The sequence below is a fragment of the Paeniglutamicibacter sp. Y32M11 genome, assembly GCF_019285735.1.
Lineage (GTDB): Bacteria > Actinomycetota > Actinomycetes > Actinomycetales > Micrococcaceae > Paeniglutamicibacter.
Window position 1 is genome coordinate 726,441 of record NZ_CP079107.1, and the last position, 17,938, is coordinate 744,378.

Below are 17,938 nucleotides of genomic sequence, written 5' to 3' on the forward strand. Positions count from 1 at the left end.
GCAGCTCAATGGAGCGAATCCGCCGCGATTGTGCTTAACGACGTGTGCCCCACTAGTTTCCCATCGTCCCAGGGGAGAAGAACCTAGTGGGGCCACGGAGTGGTGCCAGGCAGGACTGACGTGGCTCCCTATGCGCGCTCTGTGGGCATTGTTGCGGTTTGTCGTAAGCGCTACTTGCCGTGTGTGATCAATCGCTAATTGGTAAGTAAGGCATCAAGCCGCTGGTACCCCTGTGAAAGGCCGACCTCCATGCCGGATGCGGCCATCCCGTCACGGGCCTCTTGTGAGGGATATACGGAATGTCCGACCAACCTGCAGCGATTGTCGGCTAGGATTTCGAAATGCATGTAGTCCATGGCTACAACGTCAGGGAAGCCGTCAAACTCAAATGTTTGAAGGGCGAATTCATTCTCGCGGACTTTGTGAAACACGCCGCTGAAGCCGTAGCTTCCAGTGTCATCTGTGTGCGTGTATTTGTAGGAACCTCCCGTTCGGAAGTCGTAGTGGTCAACTTCGATTTTCATGTCATTCGGGCCCAGCCATTGGGCGACCATTTCCGGATTTCGATGTGCTTCAAACACGGCGGCAACGGGGAAATCGAACTCCCGAGTGAATTCAATGAAGGGTGCGCCCTCCGGGATAGTGACATTTAGTGCATTGCTCATGTCGAGTCCTTTGCGAATCTATCCGCGGGGTGCGGATTGGCTTCTGAGTAAGGCATCCAAGCGGTTGTACTTCTGTTCTGCAAGCAGTCGATATTTGTCGATCCAACCAGTCAGTTCCGCGAGGAGAGCAGGATTCAAGTGAACTGGTCTGCGCTGAGCCTCGCGAGTGCGGGTCACCAAGTGCGCCTGTTCAAGAACTTGAATGTGCTTCGAGATGCCCTGGACGGACATCTTGAACGGTTCGGCGAGTTCATTTACGGTGGCCGGTCCGGCGGCGAGCCGGACGATGATCTGCCTCCGCGTTTGGTCCCCAAGGGCCAAGAACGCCCTATTGAGCTTTTCATCGTCAAACGTCACGTATTCAACTCTTTTCTTTATCAACCCTTCGGTTGAATATAAGAATGCACCCGCTTTTCAACAGCGTCAAGGGTTGCGAGGCGATAATATTCAACCGGCTTCCGAGCTGTCCTCAATGCGGGAGCTGGCGTAGCTGGCGCTCAGGTGTTCCGGAAGGGTCCTCAGTGACGTTTCGTCAACGATTCCATGTACTTCCGGGCCGCCGCAGCGTGGCCCGATTGTATGTTCAGAAATAGTTTTGAACTCGCTCTTCCCGGCCAATCTTCGGGTAGAAAAGATAGGGGCAGTCCAGGGTCGAGGTAGGGTATGGTCCGCCATGAATCTATGGCCCGTACGTAGGTAGCAAAGCTGTCGGCGGGGCTGGACTTAGACGCGTTTGCGGCTTTTCCGTTCTGCGCCAAAAAAGAACGATGCAGGGAGTCCAGTGATTGAAGATCCCACCAGATCGCTGCCATGGACTGGGGTGTTCCAGTGAATTCTAGGGTATTGGAAACGACGACAGTGGCCTGATTCTTCAGATCTAAGACCCTGAGGATCTCCCAAACTTCTTCGCGTAGATAGTCCGGGAAAATCCACAACCCCGGCGCCATGAGTCCACCACCAATTCCCTGCAGATATTTACGCAGCTGATGGCGCCGTTCGCGCTGCGCTTCAGGAATTGAGTACGAGAGTATGCACCAATTGTCATCGCTGGCCATCGACCTTGGTTCGAATATGCGCCGGTCTCCGCGAGCAAGGATGCCGCGACCAGTGGCGGTGAGTGCGAATCCGGACTCACCGCCGCGGGCCTGTGGATCCAAGATTCCCTTCTTTTTCAGTCGAGAAATCGCTGTCCGGGTTACCTGTGGGGTGGTGCCCAGGGTGTCCATTAACGAGATGAGGTGCGGCGAGGAGATCCAGCCCCCCATCTCGCGAAGGTATAGCCCAACGATGGTGCGGACCAAAGAAGTTGTGCTGCCTGGCCGTGCATCAAGGTCATCGAGTTCCGAAAGCATGTGCCGGTGCTACTTGCCGATCTCGGTGCGAACAGCGAAGAGCTCTGGGAAGAACGTCAGATCTAACGCCCGCTTGAGGAAATCAACACCCGAAGAGCCTCCGGTGCCTTTCTTGAAGCCGATGGTGCGCTGTACAACACGCATGTGGCGGAAGCGCCAGGCTTGGAAGTTATCCTCCAAGTCAACGAGATCTTCGCAAGCCTGATACAGGCTCCAAGTAGTGTCATCGGACTCGTAGATGTCTTTGTAGATGGGAACCAGCGATTCTTGGAAGACCCATGGCTTGGAAACGTCGCGATTCAAGATCTCGTCCGGGACGGCGTAGCCCGCGCGGGCCAGCGCGCGGAGGAAGGCATCATAAACCGTTGGTTCATGAAGGAGCTTAGAAAGTAGTTCATGGGCATTCGGGTCGGATTCGAAGACCTGGAGCATGCCTTCGTGCTTGTTGCCCAGGATGAACTCGACGGCACGGTACTGATAAGACTGGAAGCCAGAAGATGAGCCGAGCGATCCACGGAACTGCGCATATTCACGTGGGGTTAGAGTGGCGAGCACCGCCCACTGCTCGGTCAGGGTCTTTTGGATGTGTTTGACGCGAGCCAAACATTTTAGCGATTTACCAATGTCGTCGTTATCCATGAGCCGACGCGATTCGATGAGTTCATGAAGCATCAACTTAAGCCAGAGTTCGCTGGTCTGGTGTTGGATGATGAAGAGCATTTCATCGTGGTGTTCCGGGACGCTGACCGGGTGCTGTGCCGAAAGCAGGCGTTCGAGATCTAGATATCCTCCGTACGACATGGCGTTGCTGAAGTCTGTGCGGACGGTTTCTTCAATTTCGCGTGCACCCTCGGGTGTCTGTGCGTGTGGGCAGGCCATAGAAAAATCGTATCAGTTTCTCGACGAGCGTCAAGATAATGAAATGCGCCCTAGAATTTGACATGCCCCATGCCCAACCGGCGCACTTTCATCACACTGTTGATTTTTCCGGTTGTTAGCGCGGTAACGCTTCGATGGCTTTAATGAAATCTGTGGTTTTATTGTTTATTGGATGTGAATGGGTAGATGACCATGAGGTCGTTGTGTTTTTCTGGGGGAAATTTTGAATTCAATTAATCGTACGTTTGCGGCCATTGCGATGGCTGCAACAATCGCTTTTTCTGGTGTGGGTGTGGCCACGGCAGCACCGCTGGCTCCGACTCAGTCGGTTTCTGTGATTGCAGGCAAGAAGGCTCCGGCCATCACCTTCAATAAGATTTCCAACAAAACGGTCAAGGGATCGGCGAAAGCCACCATTAAGCCGTCGGTCAAAGCAGCAAAGGGTGTCAAAGTCACCAAGAAGTTACTGACTGTAAAACAGGGCAAGAAGACTGTAGCTAAGAACAAAGCCTCAGTCGCGCTGAAAGCCGGAACCTACAAGGTGACCACCACGGTGAATTACACGGTTGGCAAAAAGAAGCTCAAAGTAGCCAAAACGCAGACCCTAGTCATCAAGAAGGCCTGGGCGACGGCCGCGCCCCAAAAGGTCACACCGGGTGCCTTCTGTGCCAAGGCCGACAAGGGTAAGAAAGGTATCGGCAAGAAGAACGGCAAGATCTACACCTGCAAGACCGGTTCCGACCCCCGCCTGCGCTGGCGCTAGACAGGTACGCAACATCCTGACGGCACGTCGAGATGCAGACCTAAAATTGCTCAGGGTCGAGGGTACGACTCGTGTGGCCCGCGGACAAAATGTGGGTCACAGGTATTTGTCTGTGCTTTCGGCGTAGTGCCTAATTGACTCATCCTGATAGCACTTGGACGCACCTGTTTTCTTTTTGTCACCGCCCTTATCGGGACCGGGGTCGTTGGCTCCGGTCCCCGCGGGGAGGGGGCCCGTAACCGGCGTCCCCTGGCGTCCAGCAACATCGCCGCGTCTCTGAGCGGTGCCAAGATCACGCCCGGCGCCAAGCTCGGTTGGCCGCTCGGGATTTCCGTCCTAACGCCGTGGTTGTCAAGGAAAAGTATCGGCTACCCGCTAGGACAGGAACAAGGGCTTCTGCAACGGCTTCCTGATAGTTGCCGGTCCTGGAACTAGGGTGAAGCGCCCACGTGGCTCGATTGCTCCAGGCTAGTGGACTTGGAAGACTCGCCCCATGCGCAAAGGTAGTGTCTTGCCCACGTCGACGCCCTCGTCGGCGATCTGCAGGAGCAGGCGTTGCCGTTCACCGGAGGAAATGTTAGCCGCGGAGCATCGCCTGGCCACCAAAGCCAGCCTGTCGGCCAGCTCATTCATGGGATCACCCGAATGTGACTTAACCCAGCCGTATTTGACCTCGGAACGGGAAAGTAGATCATGGATCTTATGCACGATAGGCTTCACCTCCTCGGACCTGATGCTTGTATGCCCCTTGGGATTGTTGAGCAGGTTAATGGCCAATAGTGAGTCCGAACGGATGAAAAAGCTCACCTTTCCGGCGAACAGATCGTCGCGGTACCTGCTGGCGTCCAGCAGGGCGTAATAGATGGAATTGAGTTCGCCCTGCAGGATTTCCTTGCCGCCGGCTGCGAAAGCGTTGATCATGGGCACAGACCCCCGCCCGTAATCCAGAACCCAGCCGTGGCCCATCAGTGGGCTGTGCCAACTGCGTGAGGCATCGGTCGTGATCGTCAGCTCGCAGTAGAAGTCCTCGATGCGTTCTTGGAGCAGCGCCATGGCGGCTCGAGCGCCGGCGGGTGGGCGGAACTGTACCGAGACCTCGAATCCAAGCTGAGCCAGAGCCTCCGGCAGACGGACTTGTCCGTTCAGTAATACGTTGTCGCAATAAACCGATTCGGCTGCGTTGCAGCGCACCGCGCGAATGGCCTTGTCGAGGTGGGCCATCAGCACGCCAAGCTTGTGCCCGGATTCGTGGACGGGCAGGAAGCCGCACCGTTGAGTAACGACCTGTAACGCAGCGGTACGAACCACAGCCCAAAATATGGTTTGGTGCTGGTCGCGCACCTCAACGGTGACTCCTGAACGTTCTGTGACCGTCTGGACTGCGGGAATGAATCGCGCGGAAGGAGGAGCCGGGCGTGGTGCCTGCATGTTCTCCTCCTCGATTTGACGCCGGGTATGCAGCATGCGGCGTACCCGATCCTCAAAGCTACCGAAAATACAGGCTCTGGGGATAGGGAATCGGATCCGCTTACGGGAAGATTTTGGCCCGGTCCGGCAAATCTCAGTGACGGATGGCAGCTGGCCACGTCCGGTACCGCAATTCCAAGCCCGTGAGAGGGCGCCCGGCACCGGGACGGCAGGCCCGCAGTTTTTTCCTTCTTCGCGGCCACCTCCGCGACTGGTGCCGCGCTCGGCCCAATACGGTGACCCGAGTCCAACTAGGACGCCGGGGGCGAAGGGGTGTGCCTAAGATTGATGTGACCTCGATGCACTCTAGACGAAGCAGGTCTGTACAGGCATGGAAACACGGCTGTCCAAGCTGCAGCATCAGCAGCTGATCGTCGCTCTGTACGGGCTCTATGGCCGCTCTATCGACGGCACCCTCCGGGTAGCTGCCCCGAGCCATCGCTTTCTGCGCGGCCACCAAACAGCGTGCGCGAGAGCATGGAGATGGCCACGCCGCTGTTCTATGACGGAGTTTCCCCTCGCTGTGCGCGGCCATCCCCGCGGGTCATGGTGAAGGTGGTGGCAATTGCGGCGGAAACCTTTTTGGAGTTAAAGAGCGCACGTGCCAGCGCGTCGCGCGGCACGGTGGCTGGGCCCCACAACGGGCGCCCCAATGCCATGTTCACGTGCGCCTGCCGAGCGGCGCGCCGGGCCGCGGACAACCTCCGGTGCGAGAAGTCCGCGAGTTGTTTCTCGATCTGGTCCTGTGCCAAGGCGCCGCCCAGCGCCGCATCCAGGATGGGGGCCAACACGGCGGCATCGAGCAAGCCCAGCGTCATGCCCTGACCGCCGATGGGACTGACCTCGTGGGCGGCATCCCCGATCAGCATGAGGTTCCCGTGGTGCATGGAGTCCACGGCAAAGTTCCCGGTCCGGAACCGACTGAGCATGGAGTCTTCTCCTGTGTTGACCCGGTGCCCGGTCCGCTGCACGATGAGTTCGGGCAGCGACGCGGTCTCCGATTCCCGGATCCAGCAAACCCAGCGCCGTTGGTTCCCCGGAAGAGGAAACGACTCGGTGATCCCGTGCTCGTGCAGGAACAGTGCGGCAATTGATCCGATGCCGGAGTTATCCGCGTAGTCGCCCATCAGGTAGCGATCCGGCAGGTCGCGGCCGCGGAACGGGACCAGTGCTGCCCGCCGCACGGCCGAGCGCGTGCCGTCGGCCCCGACGAGATAGCGGCATTGAAGCCATTTGCTCTTACCGCCTGCACTCGCCTCTACGGTGTGGAACCCCGCGTGCGTGGTGAACGAGGTGAATTCGTGGCCCTCAAGCAGCACCGAGGGATCCAGTGAGTGCAACCGATCGCGCAATAGCCCCACGGTTTGGTTCTGCGGCAGCGACAACACGAAACGGTGTTCGGCCGGGATGGAGCCGAACTCCAATTCTGCCGCGACCCTTCCGCGAGAGATACCGACCCCGCGAGTGATCCGCACCCCGGCCGCCAGCGCATCCCCGCCGACCCCGAGACGCGTCAAGACGGCAAGGCCCGGCGGATGAATCCCGATGGCGCGCGAATGCTTGCCGATATCGGTGCGGGATTCAAGCAGGCGCACGCTGCGCCCGGCTTTGCGCAGCAGGATCGCCAGCGCCATCCCGCTGGGACCGGCCCCGACGATGAGAACATCGATCATTGGCCGGTCCGTTGCGGCGCATGCCAGATGGCCAGATTCCGGTACAGGCCCGCGGCATGCGCATGCCAGCCGCGGGGAAGCAGCGCCGCGAGTTCCTCGGTGGTGTACGAACGACGGATGGAGAGCAAACCATCGCGTCTGATCAACGAGCTCCCGGCCAACGGCGCGGTGGCCAGACCGAAGAACAAGAGCGCAGAGCGCCGGCGATTGATGTCACTGTGGATCGCCAGCGACCCGGCCAGAAGCTGGCTGTCGGCGAGGATTCCGGCCAATTGCATCGGGTCCAGGTGGTGTAGAACATGGTTGGAAATGACCACATCGAACACTTGTTTTTCGGCCACCAGTTCGGCACTCATGGCCCGGCGCAATTCCAGTTCCCCGGGACCGAGCCCGGCGACGGCAACCGCACGGATGGCAAAGTCGTGGGCGCGCGGGTCCGGATCAATACCCGTGACCTTGACGCTGTATCCGTCGGCCTGCGCCCAACGCAGCAGTGCTAGGGCAATGTCCCCACCACCGCACCCGATGTCCAGAATCGTGGCCGTGCGGTTACGCGGCAGGACGGGGCGAACCAATTTCAGATACACCGATCGCCAGCCAGCGACGCACCGGTTGACCAGCGGGAACTGGGCATAGGTGCGCTCAAGCAGGACGGGATCGCAGTCGGGCCTGTCCATTTCCTCGATGCCGATGGTGTCCCGCTGCATCGGGGCGCCTCAACCGTTGGTCCCTGGCACCAAGGTCATCAGCGCAGTTTCCACCGTCAAGCCAGGACCAAAAGCCATAGAACACACGCGCTCGCCGGAGGATTCGGGCCGGGCGAGGTTCTCTTCCATGATGCTTTTGAGCACGAACATCACCGTGGCGCTGGACATGTTGCCGTAGTCGTTGAGGATCCGCCGGGCGGGTATCAGCTGTTCGTCGGTGAGCTCGAGGCGTTTTTGGACGCGATCCAAGATGGCCCGACCGCCGGGGTGGATGCCCCAGTGCTCAATATCCGAGTACGTGGGGCTCGTTGAGGGGTCACGGGCGAACAATGGTTCCAAGGCGCCAGCAATATGGTCGTCAATGATGTGCGGGACGTAGGTCCCCAACACCATTTCGAAGCCCTCGTCTCCGATGTTCCATGCCATGGCATCCTCTCCCACGGGAGTCAGGACGGTTTCGAAATAGTCCAATTGCATTCCCGGACCGGCAAACTCGCGAGCCGAAACAACCGCAGCTGCTGCTCCGTCGGCAAAGAGTGCTGAGCCCATGATGGTGTCGGGATCGCTGGAGCTGCGCACGTGAATGGAGCACAGCTCGGCGCAGACCACCAAGACCACGGCATCCGGATCGGCGTCGCAGAAGCTTTTGGCCGCTCGCAGGGCCGGGAATGCTGCGTAGCATCCCATGAATCCCAGATGGTATCGCTGGGTTGCGGGACTGAGCCCGAGCGCCCTGACCAATTGGTAGTCGGGTCCGGGGTTGTAGAAGCCGGTACAGGACACCGTGATCACGTGGGTGATATCTTCTGGCCCCAAATCAGGGCAGGCGTCTAGAGCCTTTTGTGCAGATTCGATGTAAAGTCCCGGAGCCGTGGCCACGAAGACCTGGTTGCGTTCCTTGGTGCTGGGCCGCAATAGGAGCCCGGAATCGGCATCAAAGAATAGGGGGTTCTCCGCCACCGAGGATGTGGTGAATTCGGTGACTGCGGTGTGCCGAGTGGAGATCTGAGCGGAGTCAAATGAGGTGCTGATCAGGCGGTGGCCCAGCCTCGTCAAGTTGGGCTGCGCGGCGAAAACATCTCTGGTCTTGTCTTGGTAAAGGATCGTGGGGGGAACAGCTGTCTGGATCGTTCTCATCATGACTGGCATATTGCCGAGCCTATTGCCGGATGCAGTCGGCGTAAAGGGTCAGATCATGGCAGCACTCGCGAGAGCCGACCGCAAGGAAGAGATCAAGGAAAAATGCTGGTATCTGATGACTCTCAGGAGTATTCTCGGTTTCGGGAGACCAACCAGGGTCGTAAAAGATCCCAGCCCGAGGGTGAGAGGTAATTGATGCCAGACAAATCCCCACACAAACATGAACACAAGAAGCCTGCCGGTAAGTCCATCAAGGCTCGACGCGCGGAGAAGCGCTCGAAGAACGCGCCGATGACTGAATCGGAACAGGTAGCCCACATCAAGAAACACTGAGCAACTTGATGATTGGAGAACGTTTACAAGAAGCGGAGAAGAACATTCATCTTCTCCGCTTCTTCCATGTCCAACGCGGAAGAAAACAGCGGATTCACAAGATATTCACGGCGCGAAAACTTTTTTGAGAAGTTTCCAATCCGTTTCCCCACCGGCACCGAATGCTTCATGACAGCCCGCCCCAACCAAGGGGATTGGGAAGGTGCGGAGACCACGGTCGACGCCAGACAAGGAGAATGTCATGAAGCGCATGAACCGCAAGTTTGCTGCAGCACTCGGAGTTATCGCAGTTGCAACCGTAGGTCTGACGGCCTGCTCGTCGGGATCCCAAACCGCAGAATCGATGGCACCGAGCTCATCGGCTCCTTCGTCCAGCGCCTCGGCAGCCCCGAGCAGCTCGGCCATGGCCAGCGAATCGGCCATGGACCCGGCAGCCAATCTCGTTGGTTCGGGCTGCGCCGCCTACGCTAAGGCAGTACCCAGCGGCGAGGGTTCGGTAGCTGGAATGGCCAAGGATCCGGTTGCTGTTGCAGCCTCCAATAACCCCCTGCTGAAGACCCTCACCGCCGCGGTGTCCGGCAAGCTCAACCCGAAGGTCGACCTGGTTGATACTCTCAATGGCGACGAGTTCACGGTCTTCGCACCGGTTGACGAGGCTTTCGCAGCCATTCCTGAAAAGGATCTCAAGGCAGTCGTTGCTGATGCAGACACGCTCAGCAAGATTCTGACCTACCACGTGGTCCCCGGCCAGATCGCCCCGAGTGATATCGCCGGATCCCACAAGACCGTAGAAGGCCAGGACCTGAAGGTCACCGGTAGCGGCGACAAGCTCATGGTCAACGGCGCCTCGGTCATTTGCGGTGGCGTCCAGACCGCCAACGCCACGGTGTACCTGGTTGACACCGTGCTGATGCCGCCGGCCAAGAAGTAACTGCTGCGACTGACGCAACGGTAAGGCAACCCAACAGGGGGTTGGTGTCTGATGGTCCCCTCCATCAAACACCGGCCCCCTGTGGTCGATGGACATCGACTGGTTGGCGCGGACCGGCGGAAAACTTGTTTTCCTTCCCGACGCACCAGAAAAGATGACGGACGGGGTTTGGAATGCATGAGACGCTTTATCGCATGAGCTCACATCTATCCGGTGGAACGGACCAAACCTCCGCGCCCACTACAGAAGAACTGATGCTCCGGATCGCGACAGGCAACGAGAACGCCTTTGAGGAACTCTACGACCGTGTCTCCCCCCAGGTCTTTGGTCTGGTCCGACGCATCCTGAAAGATCAGGCGCAAAGCGAAGAAGTAGCGCAAGAGGTATTCGTCGAAGCTTGGCAACAGGCCGCACGCTACGACGAGTCCCGAGGTAAGGCCATCACCTGGCTACTGACCTTGGCACACCGCCGAGCTGTGGACCGAGTTCGGGCCAGTCAAGCTAGTAAAGACCGCGATCTGCGCGAAGGGATCAAGGACTTTCAGGCTAGCTACGATGACGTTGAGGAAACGGCCATCCTGCACGATGAAAGTCTCCGGGTGAACCAAGCCCTGGAACGGCTTAGCGAGACACAGCGCGACGCCATTCGGTTGGCCTACTTTGGCGGATTCACCCACCTTGAGGTGGCTGAGTTACTCAAGATCCCGGTGGGAACCGCAAAAACACGAATACGCGATGGAATGAACAAACTTAGAGACCTGATGGGAGTGGCGTAATGGAAAAGCACAAGAACGAGCTGACCGCCAGCTTCGCCCTGAACGCACTGGGGGAGGAGGAACGCGACGAACTGCTACGACATGCCGAAGCCTCGGACGAGGTTCAAGATGAACTTGACGCATTGCAGGAAACCGCTGCCCTTCTTGGCCTTTCCGCCGAGCCGGTAACCCCTCCGGCTAGCCTCAAGGCCAACGTTATGGCCTCCATTCGTACTACCCCACAGCTACCGCCCCTCGACGTTCAGCGGGACGTTCCTGCCCACGATGCCCAGGAACCCTCGGGTTCCGTCCCGGTAGATGATCGTATCGCTCAGCAGTCAACCGAACCTGCCGTCCAACCGGCCCCATCCGCCCCGGCCAAATCCAACCAGCGGATGTTTGCCCTGGCTGCCGGAGTGCTGCTGGTGGCAGGTGGAGTGCTGGGCGGAGTGGTGGTCAACCAAAACGCGCAGCAACAAAAGCTTGAGGAACAGTTGGCTGCCTTGAGCACCCAACAATCAGAGCTGACCCGCATCCTGACGGCATCCGATGTCAGGTCAAAGACCCAGAAAATGGACGACGGAGCCCGAGTCACTCTGGCCTACTCGGCCACCGAAGGCAAGATGGCGGTGACCACCGCGGGATTGCCTGCTTTGCCCGGCGACAAGGCATATGAACTCTGGCTGATCTCCGGCACGGGGGCGGTATCTGCGGGGCTTGTTAATGGTGCCAATGCCGATGGAATGGTGATGGTTTCTGGGGCCATGGAGGGCGTGACCCACTTCGGAATCACCGTGGAACCTGCCACGGGGTCGCCGGCGCCAACCACCGATCCCATTCTGGTCCAGGAGCTTTAAGGCCCCTCGGGAAAAGGCCTCGGACTTCCAATCCGCCAATGGTAGCGTTCCGAATACGTAGTGACTAGATGTTCCCCGCAAGAGCAGGGGGCAAAAGCATCACAACGTACGGGTGGGTGGATTCATGAACAAGTTGCCAGCAAAGAAGCTGCGAGACCTGGGAGCCTTCGGGCTTGCAGGTTTCGCATCGGCCGCGGTGCTTTTTTCCGTAGCTCAATTGATGTCGGCGTTCTTCGCGACCTCTTCGGCGCCACTGGTGGCTATGGGATCGGTCTTCATCGATCTGACCCCACCGTGGCTTAAAGACTTCGCCATTGCCACCTTCGGGACCAACGATAAACTGGCACTATTCATCTCCATTGGCGTGGTCGTGGCCATCGCCGCGGTACTGCTGGGGATCTTGGCAAGGCGTAGTTTTGCCTTGGCTGCTGGCTCCATCGTGGTCCTTGCAGCGGTGATCGGGGGGGCTGTGCTGTCCCGGCCCGCAACCGGACTTGTTGACCTGACACCCATCATCCTGGGCGCGGTGGCCGGTCTGGCCACGCTGCGGTGGCTTACCAAGCTTGCAGCTAAGAGCAGGTCCACTGGCTCGGATGCGGTTCCAGCCTCAGGCTCTTCACGGAGGAACTTTCTGTTGGGTTCCGTCCTTTCCCTGGTAGGTGCCGCAGTAGCTACGGGCGTGGGTAAGTCGCTGGCCACCGCAAGGAACGTTGCCGATTCAGCCCGTGCGGCTCTCGGACTGCCACCGGCGAAGGTCTTGGCTCAGGCTCCACCGGCCGATGCACAGATCGAGCTGTCGGGTATGCCGAAATTCATCACCCCGAACAAGGATTTTTACCGGATTGATACGGCACTTTCGGTACCGCGGATCAACCCTTCCGAATGGTCGCTTCGCGTCCACGGCATGGTCGAAAAGGAATTCACCCTGAGCTTCGACGAGCTGTTGGCCGAGGACCTCGTGGAAACCTATCTGACTCTGACCTGTGTTTCAAACCCCGTCGGTGGGCAGCTGGTGGGAAACGCAAAGTGGTTGGGTTATCCGCTGCGCCAGCTACTGGAGCGCGCGGTGCCTAAGGAAGGTGCCGACATGGTCCTTTCGACCTCGATCGACGGTTTCAGCGCCTCGACGCCGCTTGAGATCCTCACAGATGACCGCATGGCATTGCTGGCGATCGGCATGAACGGAGAGCCGTTGCCGCTAGAGCACGGATTCCCTGTCCGTATGGTGGTTCCCGGACTCTATGGCTATGTGTCCGCTACTAAGTGGGTCGTTGACCTAGAAGTCACTCGATTCGAAGACAAGGCCGCTTACTGGACCACGCGCGGCTGGTCGGATCGAGGACCCATTAAGCTGTCTTCGAGGGTGGATGTGCCGCGTTCGTTCGCCAGTGTTCCGGCCGGAAAAGTAGTTATGGGCGGAACTGCCTGGGCGCAGACCCGAGGCATCTCCAAGGTTCAGGTACAAATCGATGACGGCGATTGGAAGGACACTGAGCTGGGCGCCGAGGCCTCTGTGGACACCTGGCGGCAGTGGCGCTATGAGTGGGACGGCGGTACCTCGGGCAACCACACCGTCAGCGTCCGGGCCTTCGATGCTCAGGGCGAGATGCAAACCAGCGACAAGGCTGATCCAGTACCAAACGGGGCCAGTGGCTGGCAGCGTGTTCAGTTCTCCGTCCAGTAGTTCGCCCCGCTAGCCAGCTAGGTGTACATGAGCGATCCGGGAGTAGTCAGGGTGCGCCCAGTTTCCAACCATGTTTTCAAGCCGGATAGGATCATTGGCCAGCCGCCGAACAGCTGTTCGTTAGCGTCGACCCTGAGCTGATCGTGGGTGATCGTTAGCAGGCAAGAATCCTCGACCTGGCTGATTTCATAAGTGACCCGGGAAGCACCCTCGGCGGTGACCGCTTCGTCCCAGGGCGCGGTCATCGTCAGGGACAGGCGGCGAGGTGCGTCGGCCTCCAATATGGTGCCTCGTCCCAGCGGACCGTGAGCATGAGGATTTACCGTCGTGTATTCGGAACCAACCATCCAATCGGTGACGAAGGTGTTGCCGAAGTAGTATTTCGGCGTCTGAGCTGGGTCGGTGAGCGCCTCCCACAATTTTTCCGGGGTTGTTTGAATGTAGAACTCATAGATCTTTTCCATGGCATCAGGCTATGCCTCTTTTGTTGGGCGGTTGGGGTAAACCTCAAGATTGTCTCTAGGAAGAATTCTGACGCTGGGAGTGCGCCCCTGAACCATGGTGAACCGTGGCCCGGCAGCTTGGGGCGACATCGTCTGGTCCCACGTACGTGCCGGAAAAACCTAGAAAGTCCATGACGCCAGGCGTAGTCTCGGAGATAGGTCGGACGGCTGAATGTCGGGATCCGACCGCTAGTGGGAGCCTGGTGACTGCATGGAAAGAGCCATGGAACTGATACCCCATAGAAGTGCGCTCTAGTTAGCGGAGTTTCCTCTGGATATCCACGTTCGGCGAAGAATGGCCGCGGTGAACCGGCCCGAGTGACCTGGCATCGTCTCGCCACCTGACAGCGCACCCACTTTGGGACCACTTGGCACTCGTTCAAATCGAGGATAGCGATGAACATTCAATCCAACATCAACTCACGCCACGAAGAAGAAGTAGAAGCCGCTCTGTCCCCTGATATGGGCAAACGACGGAAGATCGCTACCGATCAGCTACCCGATGGTTCCGGTAATGACGGCCCCAAGCATCCGGATGCCGATGACGAGGGGCGCTTCGACGCGGGGTAATACACCGCGGATCATGGTCGCGGTTCATTTCCGTGACTGCGAACGCCGCGGAAGGCAAGCACTTTGGACATTGAGGGGAGGTGAAATCCCATGACTCAGGACGCACACATTCCAGCACCACGTGAGGAGCCGGTGGCCAAGCCGAAAGTACCTCGGCAACACCATGCCAATGGTTTGTTGATCGGCGGTGGACTCACAGCATTGTTGTTCCTACTGTTCATCATCACCGGTGCCGTCGCCGTCGGAGGCACGCTGAGCCCGCTATGGATCGGATTTATTATTGGCGTTTTGGTCGCCCTTCTAGGTGTATTCCGCATTCTCCGGGGACCCACGGCCTTCGGTTTTGGAGACACCGAGCATAAGCACCCGGCAGCATAACTGGCACCGGGCATCAATGATTCGTACGTCATCGACCGGTCGGTTCCTCGACCGGTCGATGACCTACGTCGAATTAAAGGGACAATCCAAATAGCTGTTGTGGGCTAGGTGTTTTGTCGCGGGTGTGGGGCCGAATCCGATTAGGCTGTGGAGACGGACCACGAAAGGGACCTGCACCTAATATGAGACGCGTCTTGGCATACCTTTTGCGCATCGGGGGAACTGCGGCCATCGTTGCCGCAGTCGTCGTTCAAATGCAACGAAGCATCACGAATGAGGAAGCCGGCACGGGAGAAGTCGAGTTTGTTGTCCAAAACTTCTTCTCGTTCTTTACGATCGAATCCAACGTGTTGGCGGCTGTCGTGCTGTTCGTCGGAATTTTCACGCTGTCGAAGCGTGGTGAGTCTCGTGGCTGGAGCATGATCAGGGCGGCAGTGACCACCTACATGGCGACCACGGGTGTGGTCTATAACTTGTTGCTGCGTGGCATTGAACTGCCGCAAGGAGCCACGGTTCCGTGGTCCAATGAGGTTCTGCATGTCATTGCCCCGGCCATCATTGTCCTAGATTGGCTGATTGCGCCTGGTCGCCGGCCGCTAAAATCAACGGCACTGTGGGGGATCATCGCCTTCCCCATACTCTGGGCCGGCTATACCTTGGCCCGAGGTGTGTTGGTTCTGGATCCGCGCACCAACGTGGCGTGGTACCCGTATCCGTTCCTTGATCCGAATATCAGCCCCAATGGCTACTTCTCCGTCGCCTTTTACATTGCGCTGATTGCCGCGGTTATCGGTGTCGTGGGCGCCGGAGTTCTGTGGGTCAGCCGCCTTCGTCGACGGACTGCCTAGTTCTATCGTCGGTGGTTCTTGGCAGCCAACATCTCTCGGGTCACATAAATTCGCGTGTGGACCAATCAACTACGACGAGCCTCAGCGTAGTTCCCGGGCGGAACATGCTCGGTCCCGCGAAGGCCGGCACCCGTTAATAAAAAAGTACCCCGTCGGGAATGAATTTTCATCCTCCGTGGTTTTACATGCAAACACATGTATTTCTTGAGAGGGAAGCACGCACCATGAGCCAGAACATTGTAGTCATTTCCGGAGGCCTTGGCACTCCATCAACCTCGGGCCTGCTGGGTCGCCAGCTCGGGGAGGCAACAGTGAGGGAACTGGCCGCCAAAGGTATCCAAGCAGATCTGACGGTTTTGGAATTGCGCGACTATGCCGTCGATATCAGTAACAACCTTCTCACCGGTTACGCCCCACCGCGTCTGTCCGAGGCCATCAAAGCAGTTTCGCAGGCCAGCGGCTTGATTGCCGTATCGCCGGTCTTCACCGCTTCGGTGTCTGGGCTGTTCAAGTCGTTCATCGATGTTCTGGATCCAAAAGCACTTGAGGACAAGCCCGTGATTCTTGCGGCAACCGCGGGAAGTGCTCGACACAACCTCGTGGTTGACTATGCCATGCGTCCGATCTTCGCTTACCTGCGAGCGCGCATCATGCCCACGTCCGTCTTCGCTTCCCCCGAGGACTGGGGCGCTGACCAGGGGCAGGGCGCTCTGGCAGAACGGGAACTGCGCGCAGGCGCAGAAATGGCACTTTCCATCGCCGGAACCAATGGAGCAACTGCCCTGACGCAGGACTTGGGGGATACTCGGTCCATCGCTCCGCGCGTGAGCGAAAACGCCAATCCACGCGACACGATGAGCTCGTTGCCGTTCGAACAGTTACTGGCAAATATCCAGTCGAAGTAGCGAAGGTCCGCTTCCCGCTCATGGTGGTGAATGCTGCGCGGCTTCTAATTATGGCGTGGGGGCGGTATTCGGTTGAACCGGATACCGCCCCGTCTCCATGTTCTGGCCCAGCGGTGCCTGATCCAAACCACATGCGAATCTGCGAGAAACGAATCCCGTGGCGGGTCTTACGCTTCGATGGCATGGGGCGAGAGCGTGTACCTGTCTCGACCATTGATCTGCCGACTATCGACGATGCCACGCTTTTTCAAACGCAAAATCGATGACCGTAAATACCAAACAGCGAGACGAATAATCGATGATGCTCTGGAACTTTGACCCCAGGAAGAATCGTGGGTTCAGCTGCGTGGGAAGTCACAGACGCAGCCTAACCAACCGGTGACGGTAGCCTGTCGGAAGAGTGGTTCTGCCCTTCGTCGTGTCGTTGGTATGACGAAAGGCAAAATACCGCCATGAACTGCCGCCGCCCGAATGCTTCTGACCGAAAGGTACGACGGATATCCATGCGTCCACAGGTACTCATCTGCTCATTTCTTGATGCGGAACTCATTAAACGGATCACCGACGAAGTGCCTCAGGTTGACGTCATTTATTGCCCCGAACTGTTGCCCATTCCACAATTTTCCGCTGATCACTGGGGCAATGTTCGAGAGCTAACCTCAAGCCAGTTGGAACAATGGCGGGAGCATCTTGCCAACGCTACGATCATGTTCGATTTCGACTGGTGGGAACCCCAAGACTGGCGTGAAAAAAGTCCCAAGTTGCGTTGGATACAAGCAACCCAAGCAGGCGTGGGGGCACGGGCCGAAGCCCTGGGACATCACGACAATACGATGCTGATTACCACCGCAGCGGGAGTTCATGCCAAGCCCTTGGCCGAATTTGCGTTGGCGGGACTGCTCTACTTCGTCAGAGACCTACCAGCGTTGGAAGCCCGACGACAGACGGAGGTCTGGTCAGGCGGGCATTCGAGCACCTTGTATGGCCGCAGAGCCTTGATGGTGGGAGCGGGAAGCATTGGGCGCGAGGTGGCCAGAACGTTGAGCTTCATGGGCGTGAGCTGCGACGGGACCACCCGGAGCGGGCGAGACCTCGGGCAACCATTTGAAAACTCGGTGAATCTCAACGATTGCCAGCTGGAAAGCTATGACGTCGTGGTCCTATCCTGTCCCTTAACCCAGGAAACTAGGGGCCTTTTCGGCGAGCAACAAATTTCCGCCATGAAGAAGGGGAGCATCCTGGTGAATCTGGCCCGGGGTCCGGTACTGGATCAAGATGCGCTCCTAGCGGCGCTGGTGAGCGGGCGTCTTGGGGGAGCGGTGCTTGATGTCGCGAGTCCCGAGCCGTTGCCGCAAGGTGACCCGCTGTGGAAGGCTCCGAACCTTGTGCTCTCACCACATTGCGCAGCAAACGTTGATGCGGAGAACACCCGGCTCGTGGAGTTGTTCATCAAAAACATTCGACGTTTTCTCGACGGCGAAGAACTGATCAATCGATACGATCCGCACGCTGGATATTGAGGGTCCAT

At 58.3% G+C, this 17,938-nt stretch carries 18 protein-coding genes and 1 pseudogene; 10 read left to right on the forward strand and 9 right to left on the reverse strand.

The annotated features are described in order from the left end of the window. Positions 1 to 194 precede the first annotated feature (194 nt). From KUF55_RS03245 to kynA, 4 genes are all read right to left on the reverse strand, one after another. Positions 195 to 665, reverse strand: coding sequence for an SRPBCC family protein (locus KUF55_RS03245; protein WP_132362195.1), 471 nt, complete (start codon positions 663 to 665; stop codon positions 195 to 197). Positions 666 to 683: 18 nt separating this feature from the next. Next, entirely contained in the window at positions 684 to 1,022 is a 339-nt protein-coding gene (locus KUF55_RS03250) for a helix-turn-helix transcriptional regulator (RefSeq protein ID WP_218817977.1), read from the reverse strand. A 161-nt stretch (positions 1,023 to 1,183) separates the two neighbouring features. Further along, positions 1,184 to 2,017 (reverse strand): PaaX family transcriptional regulator C-terminal domain-containing protein, encoded by an 834-nt coding sequence (locus tag KUF55_RS03255; RefSeq protein ID WP_218817978.1) that lies wholly within the window; start codon positions 2,015 to 2,017, stop codon positions 1,184 to 1,186. A 9-nt stretch (positions 2,018 to 2,026) separates the two neighbouring features. Continuing rightward, positions 2,027 to 2,896: a tryptophan 2,3-dioxygenase gene (gene kynA / locus KUF55_RS03260; protein WP_218817979.1), complete on the reverse strand. Its 870-nt coding sequence runs from the start codon at positions 2,894 to 2,896 to the stop codon at positions 2,027 to 2,029. Positions 2,897 to 3,119: 223 nt separating this feature from the next. Between kynA and KUF55_RS03265 the strand changes: the two genes are divergently transcribed. Then, complete coding sequence (locus KUF55_RS03265; protein ID WP_218817980.1) at positions 3,120 to 3,659, forward strand: hypothetical protein; 540 nt, start codon at positions 3,120 to 3,122, stop codon at positions 3,657 to 3,659. 468 nt (positions 3,660 to 4,127) lie between these two features. Here KUF55_RS03265 and KUF55_RS03270 read toward each other — a convergent pair whose 3' ends face one another. The 4 genes from KUF55_RS03270 to KUF55_RS03285 form a co-directional block, all read right to left on the reverse strand. Further along, positions 4,128 to 5,087 (reverse strand): RNase H family protein, encoded by a 960-nt coding sequence (locus KUF55_RS03270; RefSeq protein WP_218817981.1) that lies wholly within the window; start codon positions 5,085 to 5,087, stop codon positions 4,128 to 4,130. 539 nt (positions 5,088 to 5,626) lie between these two features. Further along, complete coding sequence (locus tag KUF55_RS03275; RefSeq protein ID WP_218817982.1) at positions 5,627 to 6,799, reverse strand: NAD(P)/FAD-dependent oxidoreductase; 1,173 nt, start codon at positions 6,797 to 6,799, stop codon at positions 5,627 to 5,629. Then, complete coding sequence (locus tag KUF55_RS03280) at positions 6,796 to 7,506, reverse strand: methyltransferase domain-containing protein (RefSeq protein ID WP_168152585.1); 711 nt, start codon at positions 7,504 to 7,506, stop codon at positions 6,796 to 6,798. Before KUF55_RS03280 ends, KUF55_RS03275 begins: the two co-directional genes overlap by 4 nt. A gap of 9 nt (positions 7,507 to 7,515) precedes the next feature. Continuing rightward, the gene (locus tag KUF55_RS03285; RefSeq protein WP_218817983.1) at positions 7,516 to 8,655 is read right to left on the reverse strand and encodes a type III polyketide synthase; all 1,140 of its coding nucleotides are present in this window, start codon (positions 8,653 to 8,655) and stop codon (positions 7,516 to 7,518) included. Positions 8,656 to 9,220: 565 nt separating this feature from the next. On the opposite strand from KUF55_RS03285, the gene KUF55_RS03290 reads away from it, so the two are divergent. The 4 genes from KUF55_RS03290 (at position 9,221) to KUF55_RS03305 (ending at position 13,206) form a co-directional block, all read left to right on the forward strand. Then, on the forward strand, positions 9,221 to 9,910 hold the full coding sequence (locus tag KUF55_RS03290; protein ID WP_218817984.1) for a fasciclin domain-containing protein: 690 nt from the start codon (positions 9,221 to 9,223) through the stop codon (positions 9,908 to 9,910). 194 nt (positions 9,911 to 10,104) lie between these two features. Then, a complete protein-coding gene (gene sigK, locus KUF55_RS03295; RefSeq protein WP_168152133.1) occupies positions 10,105 to 10,686 on the forward strand; it encodes an ECF RNA polymerase sigma factor SigK in 582 nt (193 codons plus the stop codon). Beyond that, complete coding sequence (locus KUF55_RS03300) at positions 10,686 to 11,522, forward strand: anti-sigma factor domain-containing protein (protein WP_218817985.1); 837 nt, start codon at positions 10,686 to 10,688, stop codon at positions 11,520 to 11,522. Before sigK ends, KUF55_RS03300 begins: the two co-directional genes overlap by 1 nt. A gap of 124 nt (positions 11,523 to 11,646) precedes the next feature. Further along, positions 11,647 to 13,206, forward strand: coding sequence for a molybdopterin-dependent oxidoreductase (locus KUF55_RS03305; protein WP_218817986.1), 1,560 nt, complete (start codon positions 11,647 to 11,649; stop codon positions 13,204 to 13,206). Positions 13,207 to 13,223: 17 nt separating this feature from the next. Here KUF55_RS03305 and KUF55_RS03310 read toward each other — a convergent pair. Then, positions 13,224 to 13,670 (reverse strand): annotated as a pseudogene (locus tag KUF55_RS03310) (SRPBCC family protein); the annotation flags it as partial. A 435-nt stretch (positions 13,671 to 14,105) separates the two neighbouring features. Here KUF55_RS03310 and KUF55_RS03315 point away from each other — a divergent pair. From KUF55_RS03315 to KUF55_RS03335, 5 genes are all read left to right on the forward strand, one after another. Further along, positions 14,106 to 14,279 carry a hypothetical protein gene (locus KUF55_RS03315; RefSeq protein ID WP_168152137.1) on the forward strand — a complete coding sequence of 58 codons (174 nt, stop codon included), beginning with the start codon at positions 14,106 to 14,108 and terminating at the stop codon, positions 14,277 to 14,279. A gap of 90 nt (positions 14,280 to 14,369) precedes the next feature. Further along, complete coding sequence (locus tag KUF55_RS03320) at positions 14,370 to 14,657, forward strand: hypothetical protein (RefSeq protein ID WP_132362173.1); 288 nt, start codon at positions 14,370 to 14,372, stop codon at positions 14,655 to 14,657. Between the two features lie 182 nt (positions 14,658 to 14,839). Further along, positions 14,840 to 15,505, forward strand: coding sequence for a Pr6Pr family membrane protein (locus tag KUF55_RS03325; protein WP_218817988.1), 666 nt, complete (start codon positions 14,840 to 14,842; stop codon positions 15,503 to 15,505). A gap of 224 nt (positions 15,506 to 15,729) precedes the next feature. After that, positions 15,730 to 16,410 carry a CE1759 family FMN reductase gene (locus KUF55_RS03330; RefSeq protein ID WP_218817989.1) on the forward strand — a complete coding sequence of 227 codons (681 nt, stop codon included), beginning with the start codon at positions 15,730 to 15,732 and terminating at the stop codon, positions 16,408 to 16,410. Positions 16,411 to 16,913: 503 nt separating this feature from the next. Further along, positions 16,914 to 17,930 carry a D-2-hydroxyacid dehydrogenase gene (locus KUF55_RS03335; RefSeq protein WP_218817990.1) on the forward strand — a complete coding sequence of 339 codons (1,017 nt, stop codon included), beginning with the start codon at positions 16,914 to 16,916 and terminating at the stop codon, positions 17,928 to 17,930. Positions 17,931 to 17,938 lie beyond the last annotated feature (8 nt).